Here is an 18288-nt window from a genome sequence, read left to right as displayed (position 1 = left end):
CGTAATTACTGGCCACTTAATACCCTCGCCGGATCAATTCGGCTTGCGCGACGCGCCGGATACCAGCTTGCCAGCAGACTCAGTAAAAGTGCTGTAACCAGCACATAAATAACGTCCAGCCAGTGCAATTCAGACGGCAGGAAGTCAATAAAATAGATATCACCCGACAGGAACTGGTGGCCGATCAGCTTCTCAATCCCGTTGATGATTGGCGTAAGCTGTAACGACACCACGACGCCAATCACCACCCCGCACAGGCTGCCGAACAGCCCCGCCAGCAGACCATACCAGACAAAGATGGCGCGAATAAGACCGTCCTTTGCCCCAAGGGTACGCAGAACCGCGATGTCGCCACTCTTGTCTTTGACCGCCATAACCAGCGTCGAGACGATATTAAAGCACGCCACACCAATCACCAGCACCATCGCCAGATACATGATGGCGCGGATCATCTGGATATCACGATACATATACCCGTAAGTGCCGATCCAGCTTTTGATGTAGACATAGTTATTGGTCACGCTGCCCGCATCACGCACCAGTTTATTGGCATTGAAGACGTCGTTAACCTTAATGGCGATGCCCGTCACGCTGTCGCCCATGTCCAGATACTGACGTGCGTCTTCCAGCGGTACCATTGCAAAGCTGTGATCGAGTTGACCGCTCAGTTGCAGGATGCCGGTGACGTGCAGACGCACGCGCTTAGGCTGCTGCAATTTATGGTCAGCGCTGGCGTTTGGGATCATGATCGACACCCAGTCGCCCTGCTTCACTTTCAGCGCGTCGGCCACACCTTTGCCCATGATGATCTGTTGCTCACCGGCCTTAAAGTTTGCCCACGCGCCGTTCTGCACATACTTCGGCAGCGCGCTCAGACGCGCCTCCTGCGCCGGGTTCACCCCTTTCACCTGGATGGCGCGCAGGTTAACACCGCTTTCCACCAGCCCTGTAAAGTTGATGTAAGGTGCAGCGGCGGCAATGCCCGGCACGTTTTCCACTTTGCTGAGGGCGTCACTCCAGTTGTTCCACGGCTGATTAACCGGTTCAATTTCGCCGTGCGGCACAACGGCCAGAATACGGTTATTCAGCTCACGCTCAAAACCGTTCATGGCGCTTAATCCCACAATCAATACCGCCACGCCGAGCGCAATACCGATGGTGGAGATCACCGAGATAAGGGAGACCATCCCGCCGCGACGACGGCCGCGGCTGAAGCGTAGCCCGATGAGTAACGATAACGGTGAGGCCATTACTCCGCTCCCATCAGAGTCAGTTCAGCGTTCAGATGACCGTCACGCATCTCAAGCTGGCGTCCCATCCGTTTTGCCAGCTGCAAATCGTGGGTCACCACCAGAAACGCCGTCCCCTGTGAGGCATTCAGCTCACCCAGAAGCTGGAAAATACTGTCAGCATTGCGCGCATCCAGGTTGCCGGTTGGTTCATCCGCCAGCACCAGACGCGGGTTGTTCACCAGCGCACGAGCAATTGCCACACGCTGACGCTCGCCACCGGACAGCTCAGACGGACGGTGGTCACCGCGATGCCCCAGGCCTACGGCTTTCAGCATGTCGCTGGCACGGGCATTAATTTCTGCCGGTTTCTTTTTACCAATCAGCAAAGGCATCGCCACGTTTTCCAGCGCCGTGAAATCTGGCAGCAGATGGTGGAACTGGTAGATAAATCCCAGCTCACGGTTACGCAGCTCCGCTTTTGCCGCAGAAGACATTTTGCTCATCGGCTGGCCTGAGAAAATTACGTCGCCACTGGTCGGAGTATCCAGCCCGCCCAGCAGGTGTAATAAGGTACTTTTGCCGGAACCGGAGCTGCCGACAATCGCCATCATCTCGCCTTCGCCCACGCTGAAGCTCACATTGTGCAGCACATCAGTCTGTACAGAGCCTTCCTGATAGCGTTTGGACAGGTTGTCGCATTGCAACAGGATCTTATTCATAACGTAAAGCCTCAGCGGGTTGAGTGGCGGCAGCGCGCCAGGAAGGATAGAGCGTAGAAAGCAGCGCAATGGCCATCGCGGCCAGCGCAATACCGACCACCTGCAGCGGTTCGATAGCAACCGGCAGCGCCGCGCCATCAAGCAGCGCGCCGATGATCGGCATTAAGTTATTCAACTGACTGGCCAGCAGCGCCCCGAGAACGGCCCCGAGTAACGCGCCAATGATCCCGGCGCTGGCCCCTTGCACCATAAAGACGGCCATAATCTGGCGCGGCGTCAGCCCCTGGGTTTGCAGGATGGCAACTTCGCCCTGCTTTTCCATTACCATCAGACCAAGCGAGGTGATGATGTTAAACGCCGCGACCGCGACGATCAGGCTCAGCAGCAGGCCCATCATATTTTTTTCCATACGCACGGCCTGGAACAGTTCGCCTTTACGCTCGCGCCAGTCCTGCCATTTTGTGCCTTCCGGCAAGGTTTGCTGGCTGAGGGTATCGACCTTCAGCGGTGCGTCGAGCCACAGACGCCAGCCGGTAATGTTGCCCACCGGATAACGCATCAGTCGCGAAGCATCCTGGATATTCATGAGCATCTGGTAGCCGTCAACTTCGCTGTTGGCGGCAAACGTGCCAATAACCGTGAACAGACGCTGGCTGGGCAAACGTCCCATCGGCGTAAACTGGCTGGCAGACGGCACCATCACGCGCAGCTGGTCGCCACGGTTCACGCCAAGCTGCCCGGCAAGCTGCTCGCCGAGGATGACGTTGTATTTGCCCGCTTCCAGATCGCTTTGCTTCACGTTAACCAGATATGGCGTGAGCGGATCTTTTTGCGCCGGGTCAATCCCCAGCATGACGCCCACCGCCACGCTGCGGGCGCTTTGCAGGACGACATCGCCCGTTGTCACCGGCGCAACGCGCGTGACACCCTGTAACTTCGCCGCACTTTCCGGCAGTTGTTGCGGGTTAACGGAACCGTTGGTAGAAGAGAGAATGGCCTGCGGCATCAGCCCCAGGATGTTGTTTTGCAGCTCGCGCTCAAAGCCGTTCATGACGGAAAGCACCGTCACCAGTGCCATCACGCCAAGCGTAATGCCAATAGTCGAAAGCCAGGAGACAAAGCGACCGAAACGGTCCGCGGCGCGCCCACGCATGTAGCGTAAGCCTATGAAGAGTGCGACAGGTTGATACATGAAGTCCGTCTGTTTGCTGATAGCAGACCCACGAGTATATAAGCGAATCCGTTAAGCGTAAATGACTGAAACCGTAAGCTTTGGTAATCATTTTTCTGAAAAATTCTGATAAATCAGAATGCTACTCTTCGAATTATGGCGCTACACCCTCCACCTTTTCCGAAAAACTACCTGATACAGACTGTTTCCCGTTACATCCCGGCTTTGTTTAACAACAATTGCTCGTTCGTTTATGGCAATAAGGTAGTTGCGAACAATGAAGCAAAAAGCATTATGGATTAACCAGATAAAGGGGCTGTGTATCTGCCTGGTGGTGATCTATCATTCGGTTATCACATTTTATCCCCATCTGACGGGGCTACAACATCCGCTGTCCGGTCTTCTCGCTAAATGCTGGGTCTATTTCAATCTTTATCTCGCGCCCTTCCGTATGCCGGTATTTTTCTTCATTTCCGGTTATCTGATCCGTCGTTACATTGACGAGGTGAACTGGCGCACCAGTTTTGACAAACGGATCTGGAGCATTGTCTGGGTACTGGCGCTGTGGGGAGTACTGCAATGGCAGGCGCTGAGTCATCTGAACGCCTGGCTGGCCCCCGAGCGTGAGCTGGCCACATCCTCGAACGCCGCGTATGCCGATTCACTTTCCGGGTTTGCGCTGGGGATGCTCACGGCCAGCACCAGCCTGTGGTATCTGTACGCTCTGGTGGTCTATTTCACGCTATGTAAACTGCTGAGCCGCTGGAAACTGCCCGTGCTGGGACTGCTGGCACTGGCCAGCATCGCGATTAATTTCCTGCCGCTGCCGTGGTGGGGAATGAACAGCGTGGTGCGCAACATGATCTACTACAGTCTTGGCGCGTGGTATGGCGCAGAGCTGATGGCATGGATGAAGGGGCTGAACCTGCGCCGAACCTGGCTGGCGTTGGGCGCTTTTGTTGCCGTCTCCGTGGTACTGTGGTTTGCTAACGTTCCGCTGCTGCTTTCCCTGCTGTCAATCGTGCTGATCATGAAGCTTTTCTACAGTCTCGAGCTGCGTTATGCCGTTCACCCCAGCAACCTGCTTAACGTCATCGGCTCAAACACTATCGCTATCTACACCACGCACCGCATCCTGATAGAGGCTTTCAGCCTGTTCCTGATCGGTGAGATGAATGCAGCCTACTGGCCAGTATGGGCCGAGCTTGCCTTGATCCTGGTCTACCCGTTTGCCAGCCTGCTGATCTGCACCCTCGCCGGGCTTGGCGTACGCAAAATATCGACGGCACTGTTTGGCGATCTGTTCTTCTCTCCCCCTTCCGCGAGCGCACTGTCTCCGACAACCCGATAATACCGGCCTCGCCCCCGTCCGGGGGCGAATCTTCCCGCGTTGCAGTTCAGATTTGCTTATGCAAAACGATCGAGGATAATAAAGACATTGCGTATCAGTGATATGCCCCAATACTGTGGGTATATCCACAAGAGACTCTGACATAGCCATGCCTGAACACTATCGTTATTCCCTGCCTGTCAAAGCGGGCGACCAGCGCCAGCTGGGCGAACTCACTGGCGCGGCTTGCGCCACGCTGGTGGCAGAAATCGCTGAGCGACATCCTGGTCCGGTGGTGCTGGTCGCCCCGGATATGCAAAATGCGCTGCGACTGCATGATGAAATTCGCCAGTTCACCGATAACCTGGTCTTCAGTCTGGCCGACTGGGAAACACTGCCGTATGACAGTTTCTCCCCGCATCAGGAGATTATCTCCTCGCGCCTGTCGACCCTCTATCAGTTACCGACCATGCAGCGCGGCGTGCTGATCGTTCCGGTCAACACCCTGATGCAGCGCGTCTGTCCTCACAGCTATTTGCACGGCCATGCGCTGGTGATGAAAAAAGGTCAGCGCCTGTCCCGGGACGATCTGCGCGCGCAACTGGACAGCGCCGGATACCGTCATGTCGATCAGGTTATGGAGCACGGGGAATACGCCACGCGCGGTGCGTTGCTCGACCTGTACCCGATGGGCAGCGACCAGCCGTATCGACTGGACTTCTTCGACGATGAGATCGACAGCCTGCGCGTATTCGACGCCGACACGCAGCGTACGCTGGAAGAAGTGGAAGCCATCAATTTATTACCCGCCCATGAATTCCCGACGGACAAAACCGCTATCGAGCTGTTCCGCAGCCAGTGGCGCGACAAGTTCGACGTTAAGCGCGACGCTGAGCATATCTATCAGCAGGTCAGCAAAGGTACGCTTCCTGCCGGGATCGAATACTGGCAGCCGCTGTTCTTTAACGAGCCACTGCCCGCCCTGTTTAGCTACTTCCCGGCAAATACGCTGATTGTCAACACCGGTGATATCGACGCCAGCGCCAGCCGCTTTGAGAGCGAAACCCGCGCACGCTTTGAAAACCGGGGCGTGGACCCGATGCGTCCGCTGCTGCCACCGGAGACGCTGTGGCTGCGCACCGACGAGCTTAACGCCGAACTCAAGCGCTGGCCGCGCGTACAGCTGAAAACCGATACGCTTGCCGATAAAGCTGCCAATACCAATCTTGCATTCCAGAAGCTGCCAGATTTAGCCGTTCAGGCACAGCAGAAATCCCCGCTGGATAATCTGCGCAAGTTCCTCGACGCCTTTACCGGCCCGGTGGTCTTCTCCGTTGAGAGTGAAGGCCGCCGTGAAGCGCTGGGCGAACTGCTGGGGCGGATTAAAGTTGCCCCGAAACGCATTTTGCGCCTGAGCGAAGCTACGGGGACGGGGCGTTACCTGATGATCGGTGCCGCCGAGCACGGGTTTATCGATACCCTCAACAACGTGGCATTAATCTGTGAAAGTGACCTGCTGGGTGAACGTGTTGCGCGTCGCCGTCAGGACAGCCGTCGCACCATTAACCCGGATACGCTGATCCGCAACCTGGCGGAACTCCATCCGGGCCAACCGATTGTGCACCTTGAACATGGCGTGGGCCGTTATCAGGGGATGACGACGCTGGAAGCCGGTGGCATCAAAGGTGAATACCTGATGCTGACCTACGCCAACGACGCCAAACTCTACGTGCCGGTCTCATCCCTGCATCTGATCAGCCGCTACGCCGGAGGTGCAGAAGAGAATGCACCATTGCATAAACTGGGCGGCGACGCCTGGGCACGCGCCCGGCAGAAAGCGGCGGAAAAAGTGCGAGATGTGGCGGCCGAGCTGCTGGATATCTATGCCCAGCGTGCGGCCAAAGAGGGCTTTGCCTTTAAGCATGATAAAGAGCAGTACCAGCTGTTCTGCGACAGCTTCCCGTTTGAAACCACGCCGGACCAGGCTCAGGCCATCAATGCTGTGTTAAGCGACATGTGTCAGCCGTTGGCAATGGACAGGCTGGTCTGTGGCGATGTCGGCTTCGGGAAAACCGAAGTAGCCATGCGCGCGGCATTCCTCGCCGTCGAAAATAACAAGCAGGTGGCGGTACTGGTGCCCACCACCCTGCTCGCTCAGCAGCACTTCGATAACTTCCGCGACCGCTTTGCCAACTGGCCGGTACGCATCGAGATGCTGTCACGTTTTCGCAGTACCAAAGAGCAAACGCAAATCCTGGAGCAGGCCAGCGAGGGTAAGATCGATATTCTGATCGGCACCCACAAACTGCTGCAGAGCGACGTGAAGTGGAAAGATCTGGGGCTGTTGATTGTTGATGAAGAGCACCGTTTCGGGGTACGCCATAAAGAGCGTATTAAAGCGATGCGTGCCGACGTCGATATCCTGACCCTGACTGCAACGCCAATCCCGCGAACCCTGAACATGGCGATGAGCGGCATGCGCGATCTGTCAATTATCGCCACGCCGCCGGCGCGTCGTCTGGCCGTGAAAACCTTTGTGCGCGAATACGACAATCTGGTGGTGCGCGAGGCCATTCTGCGTGAGGTGCTGCGCGGCGGTCAGGTCTATTACCTCTACAACGACGTGGAAAATATCCAGAAAGCGGCAGACCGCCTGGCAGAGCTGGTGCCGGAAGCGCGTATTGCCATCGGTCACGGGCAAATGCGCGAACGCGAGCTGGAACGGGTGATGAACGACTTCCACCACCAGCGCTTTAACGTGCTGGTGTGTACGACCATCATTGAGACCGGGATCGATATCCCGACGGCCAACACCATCATCATTGAACGCGCGGATCATTTCGGTCTGGCACAGCTTCATCAGCTGCGTGGCCGCGTCGGGCGTTCGCACCATCAGGCCTATGCCTGGCTGCTGACGCCGCATCCAAAAGCGATGACCACCGATGCGCAAAAACGTCTGGAAGCGATCGCCTCGCTGGAAGATCTGGGGGCAGGCTTTGCCCTCGCCACCCACGACCTGGAGATCCGCGGTGCGGGTGAACTGCTGGGTGAAGATCAGAGTGGCTCGATGGAAACCATCGGTTTCTCGCTCTATATGGAGCTGCTCGAGAACGCGGTTGATGCCCTGAAGGCCGGGCGTGAACCGTCACTGGAAGATCTCACCAGCCAGCAAACCGAGGTTGAGTTACGCATGCCGTCCCTGCTGCCGGACGATTTCATTCCGGATGTGAACACCCGCCTGTCGTTCTACAAACGTATCGCCAGTGCGAAAAATGAGAACGAGCTGGAAGAGATCAAAGTCGAGCTTATTGACCGCTTTGGCCTGCTCCCGGATGCCGCACGCAACTTGCTGGATATTGCGCGGCTGCGTCAGCAGGCGCAGAAGCTGGGCATCCGTAAGCTTGAGGGCAACGAGAAAGGCGGCGTGATTGAGTTTGCCGAGAAAAACCACGTTAACCCTACGTGGCTCATCGGTTTACTGCAAAAGCAGCCGCAGCATTTCCGCCTGGATGGGCCAACGCGTCTGAAATTTACGCAGGAGCTGACGGAGCGTAAAACCCGTATGGACTGGGTACGCAACTTTATGCGCCAGCTGGAAGAGAACGCGATCGCATAATCTGCTCTGCCCCCGGTTGCGCCATGCTACCGGGGGTAACAATTTACAAACTCTTTTCACTTCACCCGATCTTCCCGACAGACCCCTTCGCCATAATTATCACTAACCGTTATAAAACAATCACCCTGTCATTTATATGGATTATAGTGATGATGACCTCTTCGCGTTTCACTCGCTGGATAACCGTGTTAGCGCTGGCCGCAACGGTCGCGGTTGTACTTCCCGCTCGCGCAAACACCTGGCCACTCCCGCATGCAGGCAGTAAGGTGGTTGGGGAAAACCGTTTTCATGTGGTTGAAAACAATGGTGGATCGCTTGAGGCGATTGCCAAAAAATATAACGTCGGCTTTCTGGCCTTACTACAGGCCAACCCCGGCGTTGACCCTTATGTCCCACGCGCTGGCAGCGTGTTAACCATCCCGCTGCAGACGATTTTGCCGGATGCGCCGCGCGAGGGGATCGTGATAAACCTTGCCGAACTGCGTCTTTACTATTACCCGCCCGGTAAAAATGAGGTGACCGTATACCCTATTGGTATTGGCCAGTTGGGCGGCGACACGCTGACCCCGACGATGGTTACCACCGTATCAGACAAGCGTGCAAACCCAACCTGGACGCCAACGGCCAATATTCGTGCCCGCTATAAAGCGCAGGGGATCGATCTGCCCGCCGTTGTACCGGCCGGCCCGGATAACCCAATGGGCCACCATGCCATCCGCCTCGCGGCCTATGGCGGCGTGTACCTGTTACATGGAACGAACGCGGACTTTGGTATTGGCATGCGCGTCAGCTCCGGCTGTATTCGTCTGCGCGATGACGATATCAAAACGCTCTTCAACCTGGTCACACCGGGCACCAAAGTGAACATCATTAATACCCCGATCAAGGTCTCTGAGGAGCCAGGCGGCGTGCGACTGGTTGAAATTCACCAGCCTTTATCGAAAAACATTGATGACGATCCGCAGACGCTGCCAATCAACCTGAATGCGGCGATGGTGAGTTTTAAAACCGATGCAAGGACGGATGGCATTGTTATGGAGCGGGCAATGGAAGCACGTTCGGGCATGCCGACTGACGTCACACGACATCATGGTGTCGCCCAGCAGTCGATGTAAATCAGAAAGAAAACGCCCTGCACGTGTGCAGTAATGCCGTTCACTTAAGGCTCGCGTGACTTAAAGCTGAACGGATATTTAGGCGGCACATAAAGCACTGAACGATCGTATCGTCGGTGCTTTCTTTTTTCTGGCAGGATAAAGTATTTTACATTTTTCCTCATTCCCTTCAAAGAGTTAGTGATATTTCCCGTCGCACCTTTGCCACAGACCCGTACCCGGGACACCAGGATATCCCGGGTTCACAGGAGGTGGCAATGAGTTGCTACTTAAACTCAGGAGAATAATCAGGGCAGCCTTTACGTCTGCCAGGAATCACATTTTTCTTCATATCTGACACTTTGATTCCCACCACTTATTTGGTGGACGCCACGTTGTCGGATGCATCAGATTGTGACCAGACGGCTCTCGCTGGACGCTTACTGTCATCCAGCCTGCGCTGGATCTGGTTATCGTAAGGGCCAAAGGTTTTAAACTGGTTCTGGCCGCCTGGCAGAACAACCAACAGCGCGATCCCGAACAGGCAGAAGCCGCACTAACGCTGATTCAGGAAAATATAAAAGAACTGAAAATTATTTAGTCTACTATTTCAGACATGTAAAGACAGCGGGCACAAAGCCCACTGATATATAACATAAGACATGGTTAACACGGTAACGCCCAGATACACAGTCAATATCATTAAAAACACCTTATAATCTATGAAAAATTTCAATGGCACACTAGCATAGTATTTCCGTCGGGAAGGGATACGTATCGACAGATATAACTGATAGATTTCCGGAGAATCTTTCAATGACTGTAATTTATTGTGCGTACACCAGTGTTTTTTGTTTCTGTAGTCAAAAGACAAATCAATATACACTGCCATTAATGCAAGTATTACACCGAAGGCTAAACCATCATAATAAAATACAGCTTTATGAGGTAAAATCAAAGTGATTAGTTCATTCATCATTACATCCCCATGTGCTGGTACGCCTTATCACCATGTAGCCAGGTGATAAATACCCCCGCAGCCGTCATCAATCCAGTACATATTACGAACAGAATAACCAGGAACCAGCCAGAAATATCTTTACCCTCGTTACCGCTGAAACTACACAGAGTTAATATAACAGCGAAAAATAACATCATTCCGGATATTCCGGCGGAAGCCCACGGTGGAGTGTACATTTTTTCTTCCGGATAATCGGGCTGATGGGTTAATCTGGACGATACCGCCGTAACAGAAAACTTTTTCTGTTCGGATGCCGCCACAAACTGGTCGCCCTGTGCATACGTCACTGCATCTGATGCCAGTGCCAGCGCCAGCCACGGATACCCTGCAGAATGCTCACCGAGCGACATTTCAAGTTCCAGCCTATCCGGCACAACTTTTTTTTCGTCCAGCACTTCCAGCAGCGGATACTTCTCTGTGCGCGATAAACCGGTATACCAAATCTGTTTGGGTTTACTGACAGGCTCTGCACGCAGATAAACAGGTACTGCTCTTTCAACGTCAATAACCCCCGTCATTGGTTGATAAAGATAAACAGGCTTTTCTCCTTCCGTTTTAACGTAGTAATTCGTCAGGAGAAGCGCGGTAACATTCTCCATCCACTTGCACTCCCCTTCTTCAGAATGCAAATCTACACAGATAAGCAGGCGTTCAACGACGTAGCCGTTCGTCTGTTTTATCCACTCAGTGACTAACGTATAGTCCGGACATTCAGGCAAAAATGTGATTTTTTTTGTGGAGGTCCCAGAACGTTCAAGCACACGCCGGAGTTCATCGCTACAGGATTCGTCCCCATCTCGCACCCATACAAGCGCTTCAATCTGCCTGTACCGGGAGAGTTTTTCCATCATCGGTTCCAGGACGTGGATAATAGCCTGCCCGGCCCGCGTGAAATCGAAAGATTTATCCAGTTCAATTTTCAACGGCATTTTGGCGGCCAGCGGAAACTCCCCCTCCAGTTTCAGCATGTTCAGTGCCAGTTCCTTTGTTGCCTTTGGCGGGGTCAGCACGGACCAGCCAGCCAGGATGATATTACTCCTGGCATAGCTGGCAACCTTGTATTCCTGCCGTGCCGCAATCAATAACCGCGTTTCTATGTAGTGTCTGTTCGCGTTATACGCCATACAGAACGCCTGGACTAAAAAGGTTACTGCTGCGACAGGTATTGCCACGGCATCAACAAGAAAACTTGAATCAACATGTTTATTACCCGGCCAGGTGACAGCCCGGATACCAATACAAACAATCACTACGAGCACATAGACAACACACACACCAATAGTGGGAAAGTCATGTTTAAATTCGTTCTGCTTAGGGTAAAGCCACCAGTTCATCACACCGCCCCCGCAGTGGGGAGTGTGGTGCGAATGGCACAGCCGCACGCCGCTTTACAGCCATCCACGACCACGCCGCGGCCGTTCATCGTCCAGGTCGGGTGGCATTCGTTGATAGGGAACGTTCCTTTATGTTCAGGGCACGTCACCAGATCGTCTTTCAGCGCGACGGGCAGTCCTATAAATTGCGCGCCTGACGCCTTAATTACCTTCCCGCCGCTCACCAGCGGGTCATTCAGTCGAATTACGCCATTCATCAGTTTCCCTTCCTTCCTGCGTCCATATCGCAGCGCATGTGATCCCAGCCAGTGTACCCCTTCACTTCAGGCACCTTGTCCGGCTGATCCTGCCAGTTGGACTGAAGTTCCTGAACCGTTCCCTTCAGCCCTTGCTTAGTCATATAAACCATTCCCCAAGCCCAGCCCCCAGAACCGGGCTTAATATTTCCTTTTTTTCCATCTTCAAGTTTATATTGAATCCCCGGTCCGCCCGGTAATAAACGAGGGTCATCGAACGGCTTCGACGACATATACAACCTGTGTTTCGTCTGTAAAAATCCCTGATCGTTGACGACTGAGAAGGAAAGAACATCATCGTAGTAAGGAGCATTACTACCATCTGGCTCATTCTCACCTGGAGACATAGAAGCACCGCCTCTTTCCCACGTCTGTCCATAATTTTTCGACACAGAAAATCCCCCATTTACCACTCCCCACCAAGGAATAGCAATATAACGTTCGGAAGGATGTACGAATCTTTTCGTGAAAATTCGGTAGAACTGGCTGGCTATTTGCGAGTGAACGCCTTGTTTTGTATCCGTATACCACAGCTCACCTTCGCAGTCCCATCCCTTCAGCTCCAGATACCGATGATCATCAAAACGGTAAACCACCTGTGTTGGCGGATCTGAAGCCTTACAAGTCGCCGCAAATAAAACAGCAGTAGTAATAATCCCTGCGCATAATCCTTTCATGTTTATCCTTTAGCTAACTGGCTGTCACTCTTAGGCTTTGGCATTTCCCATTGCAGCAATTTTATTTCCTGGAAATCTCCCGGCCTGACAGTTCCCGTCTCAATATCCATAAGATTACGCGGACGAGGCCGGATACCTGCATAATCGTTTACCACCCCGAAATCGCCTTTCGGCAACACTTCATCGGGTTTATTCATATATTGTTTTGTGTTCTGGTCTCCAAGTTGACCGGTTCTATAATAATTTTTCGCAAATTGATAATCATTCTGCGGGTCGCGCCAATCCGCACGGTGTAACAGGCTTTCCCAGAATTTACCGGCTTTGTAGTCAAACGACTTACACTGACCAATTGCAAGGTCGAACGCCATCGCGTGCGATGGCGCGAACTCGCTCATGACAATTGACGAATGCTGGCTGTAGCTTACCGGGTCAGTTTTTTTCCATTCTTTTTCAAGTTCTTCACGGGTTTTCATCCAGGTAATGGACAACACAGGATAATCTTTAGAACCAGTAACTTCCCCGTGAATAACGGTATGCCCCCGGTCATGGCTTTCCACCTTCAGCTCATCTGGTGTTAAAACATGCCCAGGCTTCCAGCTAATACGCTGATAACTGTTAAGCATATACATCGCAGAATCCGTGCGTTTGATGGCACTGGCTTTAGCCGAATAGGAGATGTAGGCATCCGGGCTGTCCGGGTCGATATAATACGTATACGGCTTGTCACTCGTTTCAGGGTCATTATCCGGATGGTTATCCTGACCCTGTAGTTTGAAAATAAAGGGCTCCGGCAATTCTTCCCCGTTTACCACTACGTCATGGGCGCGGTAGCTGGCATTCGGGAGAAACGAATATTTTGCATCCCCCTCTTTTCGTTGTGGCAGCTCAAAGGGTTTAGTGTCAAATGCTTTCCCTACTTCGCCGTGCTGATAAAAAACTCGCTGGAACAGGTTAGGAATGCCACCTGCAATTTTCTGAGGGATCCCACGCCAGCCAAATCCCTGTACGTTTTCCAGCGATACAACGCCATCATTTGGACAGAAGTAGTTATACACTTTACCTTTATTGTTACGTCCATAGCGGTCATCAGCCCGCAACGGATTATCAGAGGGTTTGCGCAGCGTACAGGAGGCTTCAAGAGCCAGTAATTCATCCTCGTCTAATATCCCTCCGCCTTTCCACTGCGTATGCATCAGGCTACAGAAATTTTTGAATGTCTTCTGCCTGGCAGCATCCGTCTGTTGGTATCCGGGCTGAATATTTTCAGCCATGCGGGACTCCAGTGAATAAGGAGAATGATTCAGAATGACGCAGTTAACCGGGTCATACCCCGCCTGCTTCACCAGCATATTTGCCAGCATGGTAATAATCGTGCCCTGGCTGTGGGCGACAATATTAATCACATCATCACGCGTCTCTTGTTGCTGGCGGATCTGAATAATCAAATCTGCAAGACGCTGGGCAGCAAAAAACTGGTAAATACGGTGCGGGTTTTCATAAATGGGGTGAGTGTAATCCCCGTCGTTCATATGCAGTGATGCAAATCCCGCCGCAGCCACGCCAACACCTCCAGCTCCTGGCCCCAGCATATCGGGAATGTTGGTAGTCGCATTCGCGAACGTCCCGCCACCTTTTGCAAAATTTGAATCAAGACCATTCCTGAGATTGTCATTCTGGTACTTAAACGAACCCTTACCGTCATTACCCAGCGCGGCCTTGTTCGTCTCGTTATCTTCCTGATAGGCGTCATACGGCAGATGGGCACCGGAAGAAAGTTTTCCGACTTCATCCCGGTACCGCTTCTGGTCTGCAACATAATCAGCATGAGTGACCGGCTTGTACCCCCAGTAAAACGGGATAACAGGCGAACGGCCAGGACGGGTAATTCTGTAATCGCCCCATTCATGCGCGTAAAAATCCTGACGATTAAGACGCTTACTCAGTCCCGCAAGAATGCCCTTCTCCTGATTCTGATACGCCTCGCCCACGTCGTTCACCCCGTGAACCAGAATAACAATCCCCGGCATCGGTCGCGGCACGCCAACGCGACGGGTCTGGGCCACCTCACCCAAATCTTTGTGTACCGGAATATCACCCTCAGATATTACCCGTGGCGCATACGGGCTTTTTTTAACTTCCGTCATTCCATTAACTCCATTTTGTAGGTGTCCAGGTCATCGGCATCGAGCAACGCTGAATGGCCGTTGCTGTCCGTCACGCCTTCAAGCACTTTCCCGGCCGAGCTGGTCAGCCGGAATTTTTTGTTCGCGAGAATTTGCTCCGGGTCGTCTCCGGCGTGCAGCTGGTAGCGGAGCTTAAATGCCCCCTTATTGAACGACGGGACCGTGACCTGCGCGCTTTCCGGGCCGTCATACTTCAGACTGGGGCCTTTCAGTTCGATTCCCGTCGGCGAGAAGATAGTGACCAGCCCGTCCGGACTGACGCGTATCCCGCCGCCGCCACAGACCAGCTGTATGCCCTGTTTAGCACTACCGTTCAGTTGCCCGTCTGTACTCGCCATCGTGAAATCATTCTGCGAGAGCATATGCATGGCACCGCGCTGGGCCTGCGTCGTGATATCCCCGGCTCCGGCAATCATCTGAATGCCGAGCTTGCGGGCAAACAGCGAGAGTTTTTCCCCCACGGCCAGCGAGAACCTTTTCACCACGTTTACGCTGGTATCCTGACCCGCCGTAACAATCACATCTTTCCCGGCAGACAGTTGCAGACTGTCCGGCGTGACGTGCGCCTGCCCTTTGTCGGCATAGGTCAGCAGGCCCGCGCCGGTAAGGTTAGTCAGTGTCTGGCTCAGTTGACTTTGCTGATCGGTTTCCACATTACTGGCCCCGGCTGTCAGTGCGCTTTGCTGCAGCGTCATTGCCAGCGACAACGCTTTCTCCAGCTGCGCAATGGCGGCCGTCATATCCAGTTGCTTACCCGCAGCACGCGGTTGCGCCTCCGTGGTGATCATCACCCCTCTGGCGGCACGGAGCGCCATGTGATTGTCAGTACGCGCTTCCACACCTTCACCGCGCTGTTTTCCCTCTGCGTCAACGAGGTGGCCAGCGCTGACCTGACTCTTGCCGTACTCCGTGGAAATCTTGATGTGTTCCTGCCCGCGTCGGTCCTCAAGACGGATTTTGTTCGAAGCAGCAGTGCGGATTACGTTGCGGGTATCGTTGCGGTTTGTGACCAGATCCGGATGGCTGCCGTCATGCATGACGTGCGCGATATACGGCCTGTCCGGATCGCCGCCTTCAAAGGCGACTGCCACCTCCGTCCCGTCCAGCAGCGGGAAGTGAAAACCAAACACATCCCCGCCGTACGGCCTGCCCAGACGCATCAGTGCACTTTCAAAGCCGTCACGTTTTTCATCGAGATCAAAATCAAACTTCACGCGGTAGCGGCCCTGCGCATCGACTCCGGCATAGGTGGGATCGCGATTAATAGCCGCCACACGGCCGGGCACCGTACCGGCTATCACCGGGCGCTGCAGAGAGTCCGGACGGTAACTGTAGCCGTTCAGATAAGGGATACCCTTCAGGATGGCGCGATAATGTTCTGCACGGCTGCCGGATAGCGTCATGGTGGTCACAAGAAATCCGGGCTTAAACCCGTCAGGAATATCCCCTGTCGGGTGAAACATCACGCCCGGCAGCAGTTCCGGATCACTGGTTGTCACCCCCAGTACGCTCTGTTTGTTCAGCAGGCGTTCATAACGCAGGCGTGCGTAGAACGAGGCTGTTTCTGCCTCCTGGCCGTAAAAATCACCCGCAGCCAGAAAGTGATCGGCGTAGTGGTACTGTTTTCCGCGGGTTATCCCGTCAGGAATGTCATTCCCTGCAATGGTTTTATTCGCCTGTGGGGAAAACGGATCGCGGTAGTTATAGGTGCGGACCAGTACATTTTCGGGGATGAGCTGGTACTGCTCTTCGAGTTCGGTTACGTACTCTTCATGACTGGTCATGCCGGAATGACGGACGTATGGCAGCTGCTTATTGCTGAAAACATAGCGGCGACCACCATCACCAAAAATCACCACCGTTTCGCCCTGTACCTTGTCATGATTTTCAAAGCGAAACCAGATCCCGACCTCGGCCAGCAGGCGGCGGATAAACTGGAGATCGGTTTCCTTCCACTGAATAATCATTTCACGGCTGGGGTAGCTGTGGCTCAGCTGGTCAAAATCGACGTTGTAACCCTGAAAATGGCCGCTGTCTTTCATTAACTTCGTAACGAGCTCAGGAACCGTCATGTCCATATACACGGCTGAACGGTAGTTCCGGTCCAGCAGTGCCAGTTCATGCTCCAGCACACACTCGTACAGGGCTTCATCGGCAGATGACTTCAGACGGGCAAACGACGTGATCGCGCCGTTGATCTGGCGCACCGGCAGCCAGGGATCCTGATTGTGCCAGCCAGCTTTCGGATTCGGGGCACGCAGAATAAATTCAGCCCTCTGATTGAGGACATCGTTGATTGCTATGTTCGGTGTTGGGCTGGTAAAGCGGATGGTGTAGCGGTAGGGCTTACTGAGCTCTTCTTCCCCGGTAAAAGAGTGAACATCCGGTAAAACAAATTTATTCCGGGGAAAATACAGTAAATAACGGTTTAACGTATCCTGTTGCTGAACAATGCCTGACGGTCCTTCCATCGTCAAATATCCCTAATAAATAATGACTGTTTATTAAAAAACAATACACTCACAGGCCATTGAATAAAATGCCATTCCGTAACACATCACAGAATGTTACAAAATACATATCATTCAGTTTAAAGATAAATAAAACAAAAATATTCACACCATAAATAAAAAAGACCAGGGATAATACCCGGCCCATATATAACAATTCAGTCGGTAACATCATATGGACGACGCGTTTTTCCTGTGAACGCATCATCAGATATTTAGGAACCGCCGCTGAAGGGTTATTCGGTCCTTTTTCCTGATATTAATCGCTCTTCCCTGGCGAACAGCAGTAAATATTAAACCGGCTCGCCGCCTGATAAGAATATACGGCAGTTTCCGTAAGCGGGATTTTATCTGCCACCAGTATGGATAAAATCCGTCCCGGTATCCCGGGTTCGCAGGAGGCGGTAAAGAGCGGGAAAAGGTATCCAGTTCGGACGGGAAAGCATACGTAACGAAATCCATATCGTGTTCAGACGTAAAAAAATCCGGGCTCAGAGGGGCTGAACCCGGATTGCCTCTTACTTGCAGGATCGTTCAAGTGTGCTTAAACGATCAGCATTACTGCACATGTGCAGGGCGTTTTTTTAGCAGTGGCATAAATGAGGGTTTAGCCAGGCTTATTTGTAAATAACAGCGGTACCGTGCAGGGTGTTAGGACCGGTTACAGAGGTAATGCGGAACGATTTCGCACCCATCTCATCCGCTTTTTGCGCCAGCTGGTCTTCCAGTGAACCCAGGTTAGTCCCGGCGCTGGCAGAGATGGTCCCTACTTTATGCTGGTCAGCAGGCGTTGACTGGACTTCCACAGCAGCAAAGCTTGCGAAAGAGAGTGAGCTAAGAACAGCAGCGGCGATGAGGGTTTTTACGTTTTTCATGATTTTTACCTTTGGCAGATGAATTTTGAGGTCGTTAGCTATTTAGTTAACGATCGATAGGTAAATGATAGATGTGATCCAGCTCACACGTCAACATGTTTTTATAACGACCATTAAATTAATTTTAATTCCGTTATTTTTCATACCCATATGATTAATTTATTTTTCAGAAAACAGCACTGGTGGTGAAATGCGTTTATTTTTATAATGGTTATTCAACAAACCAACAG

The 18288-nt window shown here is 53.0% G+C and carries 13 protein-coding genes; 3 read left to right on the top strand and 10 right to left on the bottom strand.

Annotated features, from left to right (window positions below; translation table 11 throughout):
* Positions 1 to 5: 5 nt before the first annotated feature.
* From lolE to lolC, 3 genes are read right to left on the bottom strand one after another with little or no spacing between them, the layout of a single operon-like run.
* The gene (gene lolE, locus ACQG2G_RS08405; protein ID WP_047024063.1) at positions 6 to 1250 is read right to left on the bottom strand and encodes a lipoprotein-releasing ABC transporter permease subunit LolE; all 1245 of its coding nucleotides are present in this window, start codon (positions 1248 to 1250) and stop codon (positions 6 to 8) included.
* A complete protein-coding gene (lolD, locus tag ACQG2G_RS08400) occupies positions 1250 to 1951 on the bottom strand; it encodes a lipoprotein-releasing ABC transporter ATP-binding protein LolD (protein WP_013097097.1) in 702 nt (233 codons plus the stop codon). Before lolD ends, lolE begins: the two co-directional genes overlap by 1 nt.
* Entirely contained in the window at positions 1944 to 3143 is a 1200-nt protein-coding gene (lolC, locus tag ACQG2G_RS08395; protein WP_013097098.1) for a lipoprotein-releasing ABC transporter permease subunit LolC, read from the bottom strand. The genes lolD and lolC overlap by 8 nt, the downstream gene beginning before the upstream one ends.
* Before the next feature lie 256 nt (positions 3144 to 3399).
* Here lolC and ACQG2G_RS08390 point away from each other — a divergent pair, with 256 nt between their 5' ends.
* From ACQG2G_RS08390 to ldtC, 3 genes are all read left to right on the top strand, one after another.
* Positions 3400 to 4473: an acyltransferase family protein gene (locus tag ACQG2G_RS08390; RefSeq protein WP_061772945.1), complete on the top strand. Its 1074-nt coding sequence runs from the start codon at positions 3400 to 3402 to the stop codon at positions 4471 to 4473.
* Between the two features lie 148 nt (positions 4474 to 4621).
* Complete coding sequence (mfd, locus tag ACQG2G_RS08385) at positions 4622 to 8068, top strand: transcription-repair coupling factor (RefSeq protein WP_047362204.1); 3447 nt, start codon at positions 4622 to 4624, stop codon at positions 8066 to 8068.
* 149 nt (positions 8069 to 8217) lie between these two features.
* Positions 8218 to 9183, top strand: a complete 966-nt coding sequence (gene ldtC, locus ACQG2G_RS08380) for a L,D-transpeptidase LdtC (RefSeq protein ID WP_061772944.1) — start codon at positions 8218 to 8220, stop codon at positions 9181 to 9183.
* A 355-nt stretch (positions 9184 to 9538) separates the two neighbouring features.
* On the opposite strand, the gene ACQG2G_RS08375 is transcribed toward ldtC, so the two are convergent.
* The 7 genes from ACQG2G_RS08375 to bhsA form a co-directional block, all read right to left on the bottom strand.
* Complete coding sequence (locus tag ACQG2G_RS08375) at positions 9539 to 9688, bottom strand: hypothetical protein (RefSeq protein ID WP_248078463.1); 150 nt, start codon at positions 9686 to 9688, stop codon at positions 9539 to 9541.
* Positions 9689 to 10140: 452 nt separating this feature from the next.
* Positions 10141 to 11517 (bottom strand): hypothetical protein, encoded by a 1377-nt coding sequence (locus tag ACQG2G_RS08370; RefSeq protein WP_071830126.1) that lies wholly within the window; start codon positions 11515 to 11517, stop codon positions 10141 to 10143.
* Complete coding sequence (locus ACQG2G_RS08365; protein ID WP_248078465.1) at positions 11517 to 11774, bottom strand: PAAR domain-containing protein; 258 nt, start codon at positions 11772 to 11774, stop codon at positions 11517 to 11519. The genes ACQG2G_RS08370 and ACQG2G_RS08365 overlap by 1 nt, the downstream gene beginning before the upstream one ends.
* Positions 11774 to 12490, bottom strand: a complete 717-nt coding sequence (locus tag ACQG2G_RS08360) for a T6SS immunity protein Tli3 family protein (protein WP_061772941.1) — start codon at positions 12488 to 12490, stop codon at positions 11774 to 11776. Before ACQG2G_RS08360 ends, ACQG2G_RS08365 begins: the two co-directional genes overlap by 1 nt.
* A 2-nt stretch (positions 12491 to 12492) precedes the next feature.
* Entirely contained in the window at positions 12493 to 14634 is a 2142-nt protein-coding gene (locus ACQG2G_RS08355; RefSeq protein ID WP_061772940.1) for a T6SS effector phospholipase Tle3 domain-containing protein, read from the bottom strand.
* Positions 14631 to 17144, bottom strand: coding sequence for a type VI secretion system Vgr family protein (locus ACQG2G_RS08350; protein WP_248105090.1), 2514 nt, complete (start codon positions 17142 to 17144; stop codon positions 14631 to 14633). The genes ACQG2G_RS08355 and ACQG2G_RS08350 overlap by 4 nt, the downstream gene beginning before the upstream one ends.
* A 656-nt stretch (positions 17145 to 17800) precedes the next feature.
* Positions 17801 to 18058, bottom strand: a complete 258-nt coding sequence (gene bhsA / locus ACQG2G_RS08345; RefSeq protein WP_013097102.1) for a multiple stress resistance protein BhsA — start codon at positions 18056 to 18058, stop codon at positions 17801 to 17803.
* Between the last annotated feature and the right edge of the window lie 230 nt (positions 18059 to 18288).

Origin of the sequence: Enterobacter cloacae complex sp. 382A5 (genome assembly GCF_050031095.1) — a bacterium.
Taxonomy (GTDB): domain Bacteria; phylum Pseudomonadota; class Gammaproteobacteria; order Enterobacterales; family Enterobacteriaceae; genus Enterobacter; species Enterobacter cloacae.
Note: the sequence above shows the minus strand (reverse complement) of the source record. Positions and strands in the feature narration are given on the sequence as shown.

What these genes read in the sequence shown, in the direction of transcription:
- ACQG2G_RS08350 (WP_248105090.1), bottom strand. Translation starts at nt 17,144, where the DNA reads ATGGAAGGACCGTCAGGCATTGTTCAGCAACAGGATACGTTAAACCGT.
- ACQG2G_RS08370 (WP_071830126.1), bottom strand. Translation starts at nt 11,517, where the DNA reads ATGAACTGGTGGCTTTACCCTAAGCAGAACGAATTTAAACATGACTTT.
- bhsA (WP_013097102.1), bottom strand. Translation starts at nt 18,058, where the DNA reads ATGAAAAACGTAAAAACCCTCATCGCCGCTGCTGTTCTTAGCTCACTC.
- ACQG2G_RS08390 (WP_061772945.1), top strand. Translation starts at nt 3,400, where the DNA reads ATGAAGCAAAAAGCATTATGGATTAACCAGATAAAGGGGCTGTGTATC.
- ACQG2G_RS08355 (WP_061772940.1), bottom strand. Translation starts at nt 14,634, where the DNA reads ATGACGGAAGTTAAAAAAAGCCCGTATGCGCCACGGGTAATATCTGAG.
- ACQG2G_RS08365 (WP_248078465.1), bottom strand. Translation starts at nt 11,774, where the DNA reads ATGAATGGCGTAATTCGACTGAATGACCCGCTGGTGAGCGGCGGGAAG.
- lolD (WP_013097097.1), bottom strand. Translation starts at nt 1,951, where the DNA reads ATGAATAAGATCCTGTTGCAATGCGACAACCTGTCCAAACGCTATCAG.
- lolE (WP_047024063.1), bottom strand. Translation starts at nt 1,250, where the DNA reads ATGGCCTCACCGTTATCGTTACTCATCGGGCTACGCTTCAGCCGCGGC.
- ACQG2G_RS08360 (WP_061772941.1), bottom strand. Translation starts at nt 12,490, where the DNA reads ATGAAAGGATTATGCGCAGGGATTATTACTACTGCTGTTTTATTTGCG.
- mfd (WP_047362204.1), top strand. Translation starts at nt 4,622, where the DNA reads ATGCCTGAACACTATCGTTATTCCCTGCCTGTCAAAGCGGGCGACCAG.
- lolC (WP_013097098.1), bottom strand. Translation starts at nt 3,143, where the DNA reads ATGTATCAACCTGTCGCACTCTTCATAGGCTTACGCTACATGCGTGGG.
- ldtC (WP_061772944.1), top strand. Translation starts at nt 8,218, where the DNA reads ATGATGACCTCTTCGCGTTTCACTCGCTGGATAACCGTGTTAGCGCTG.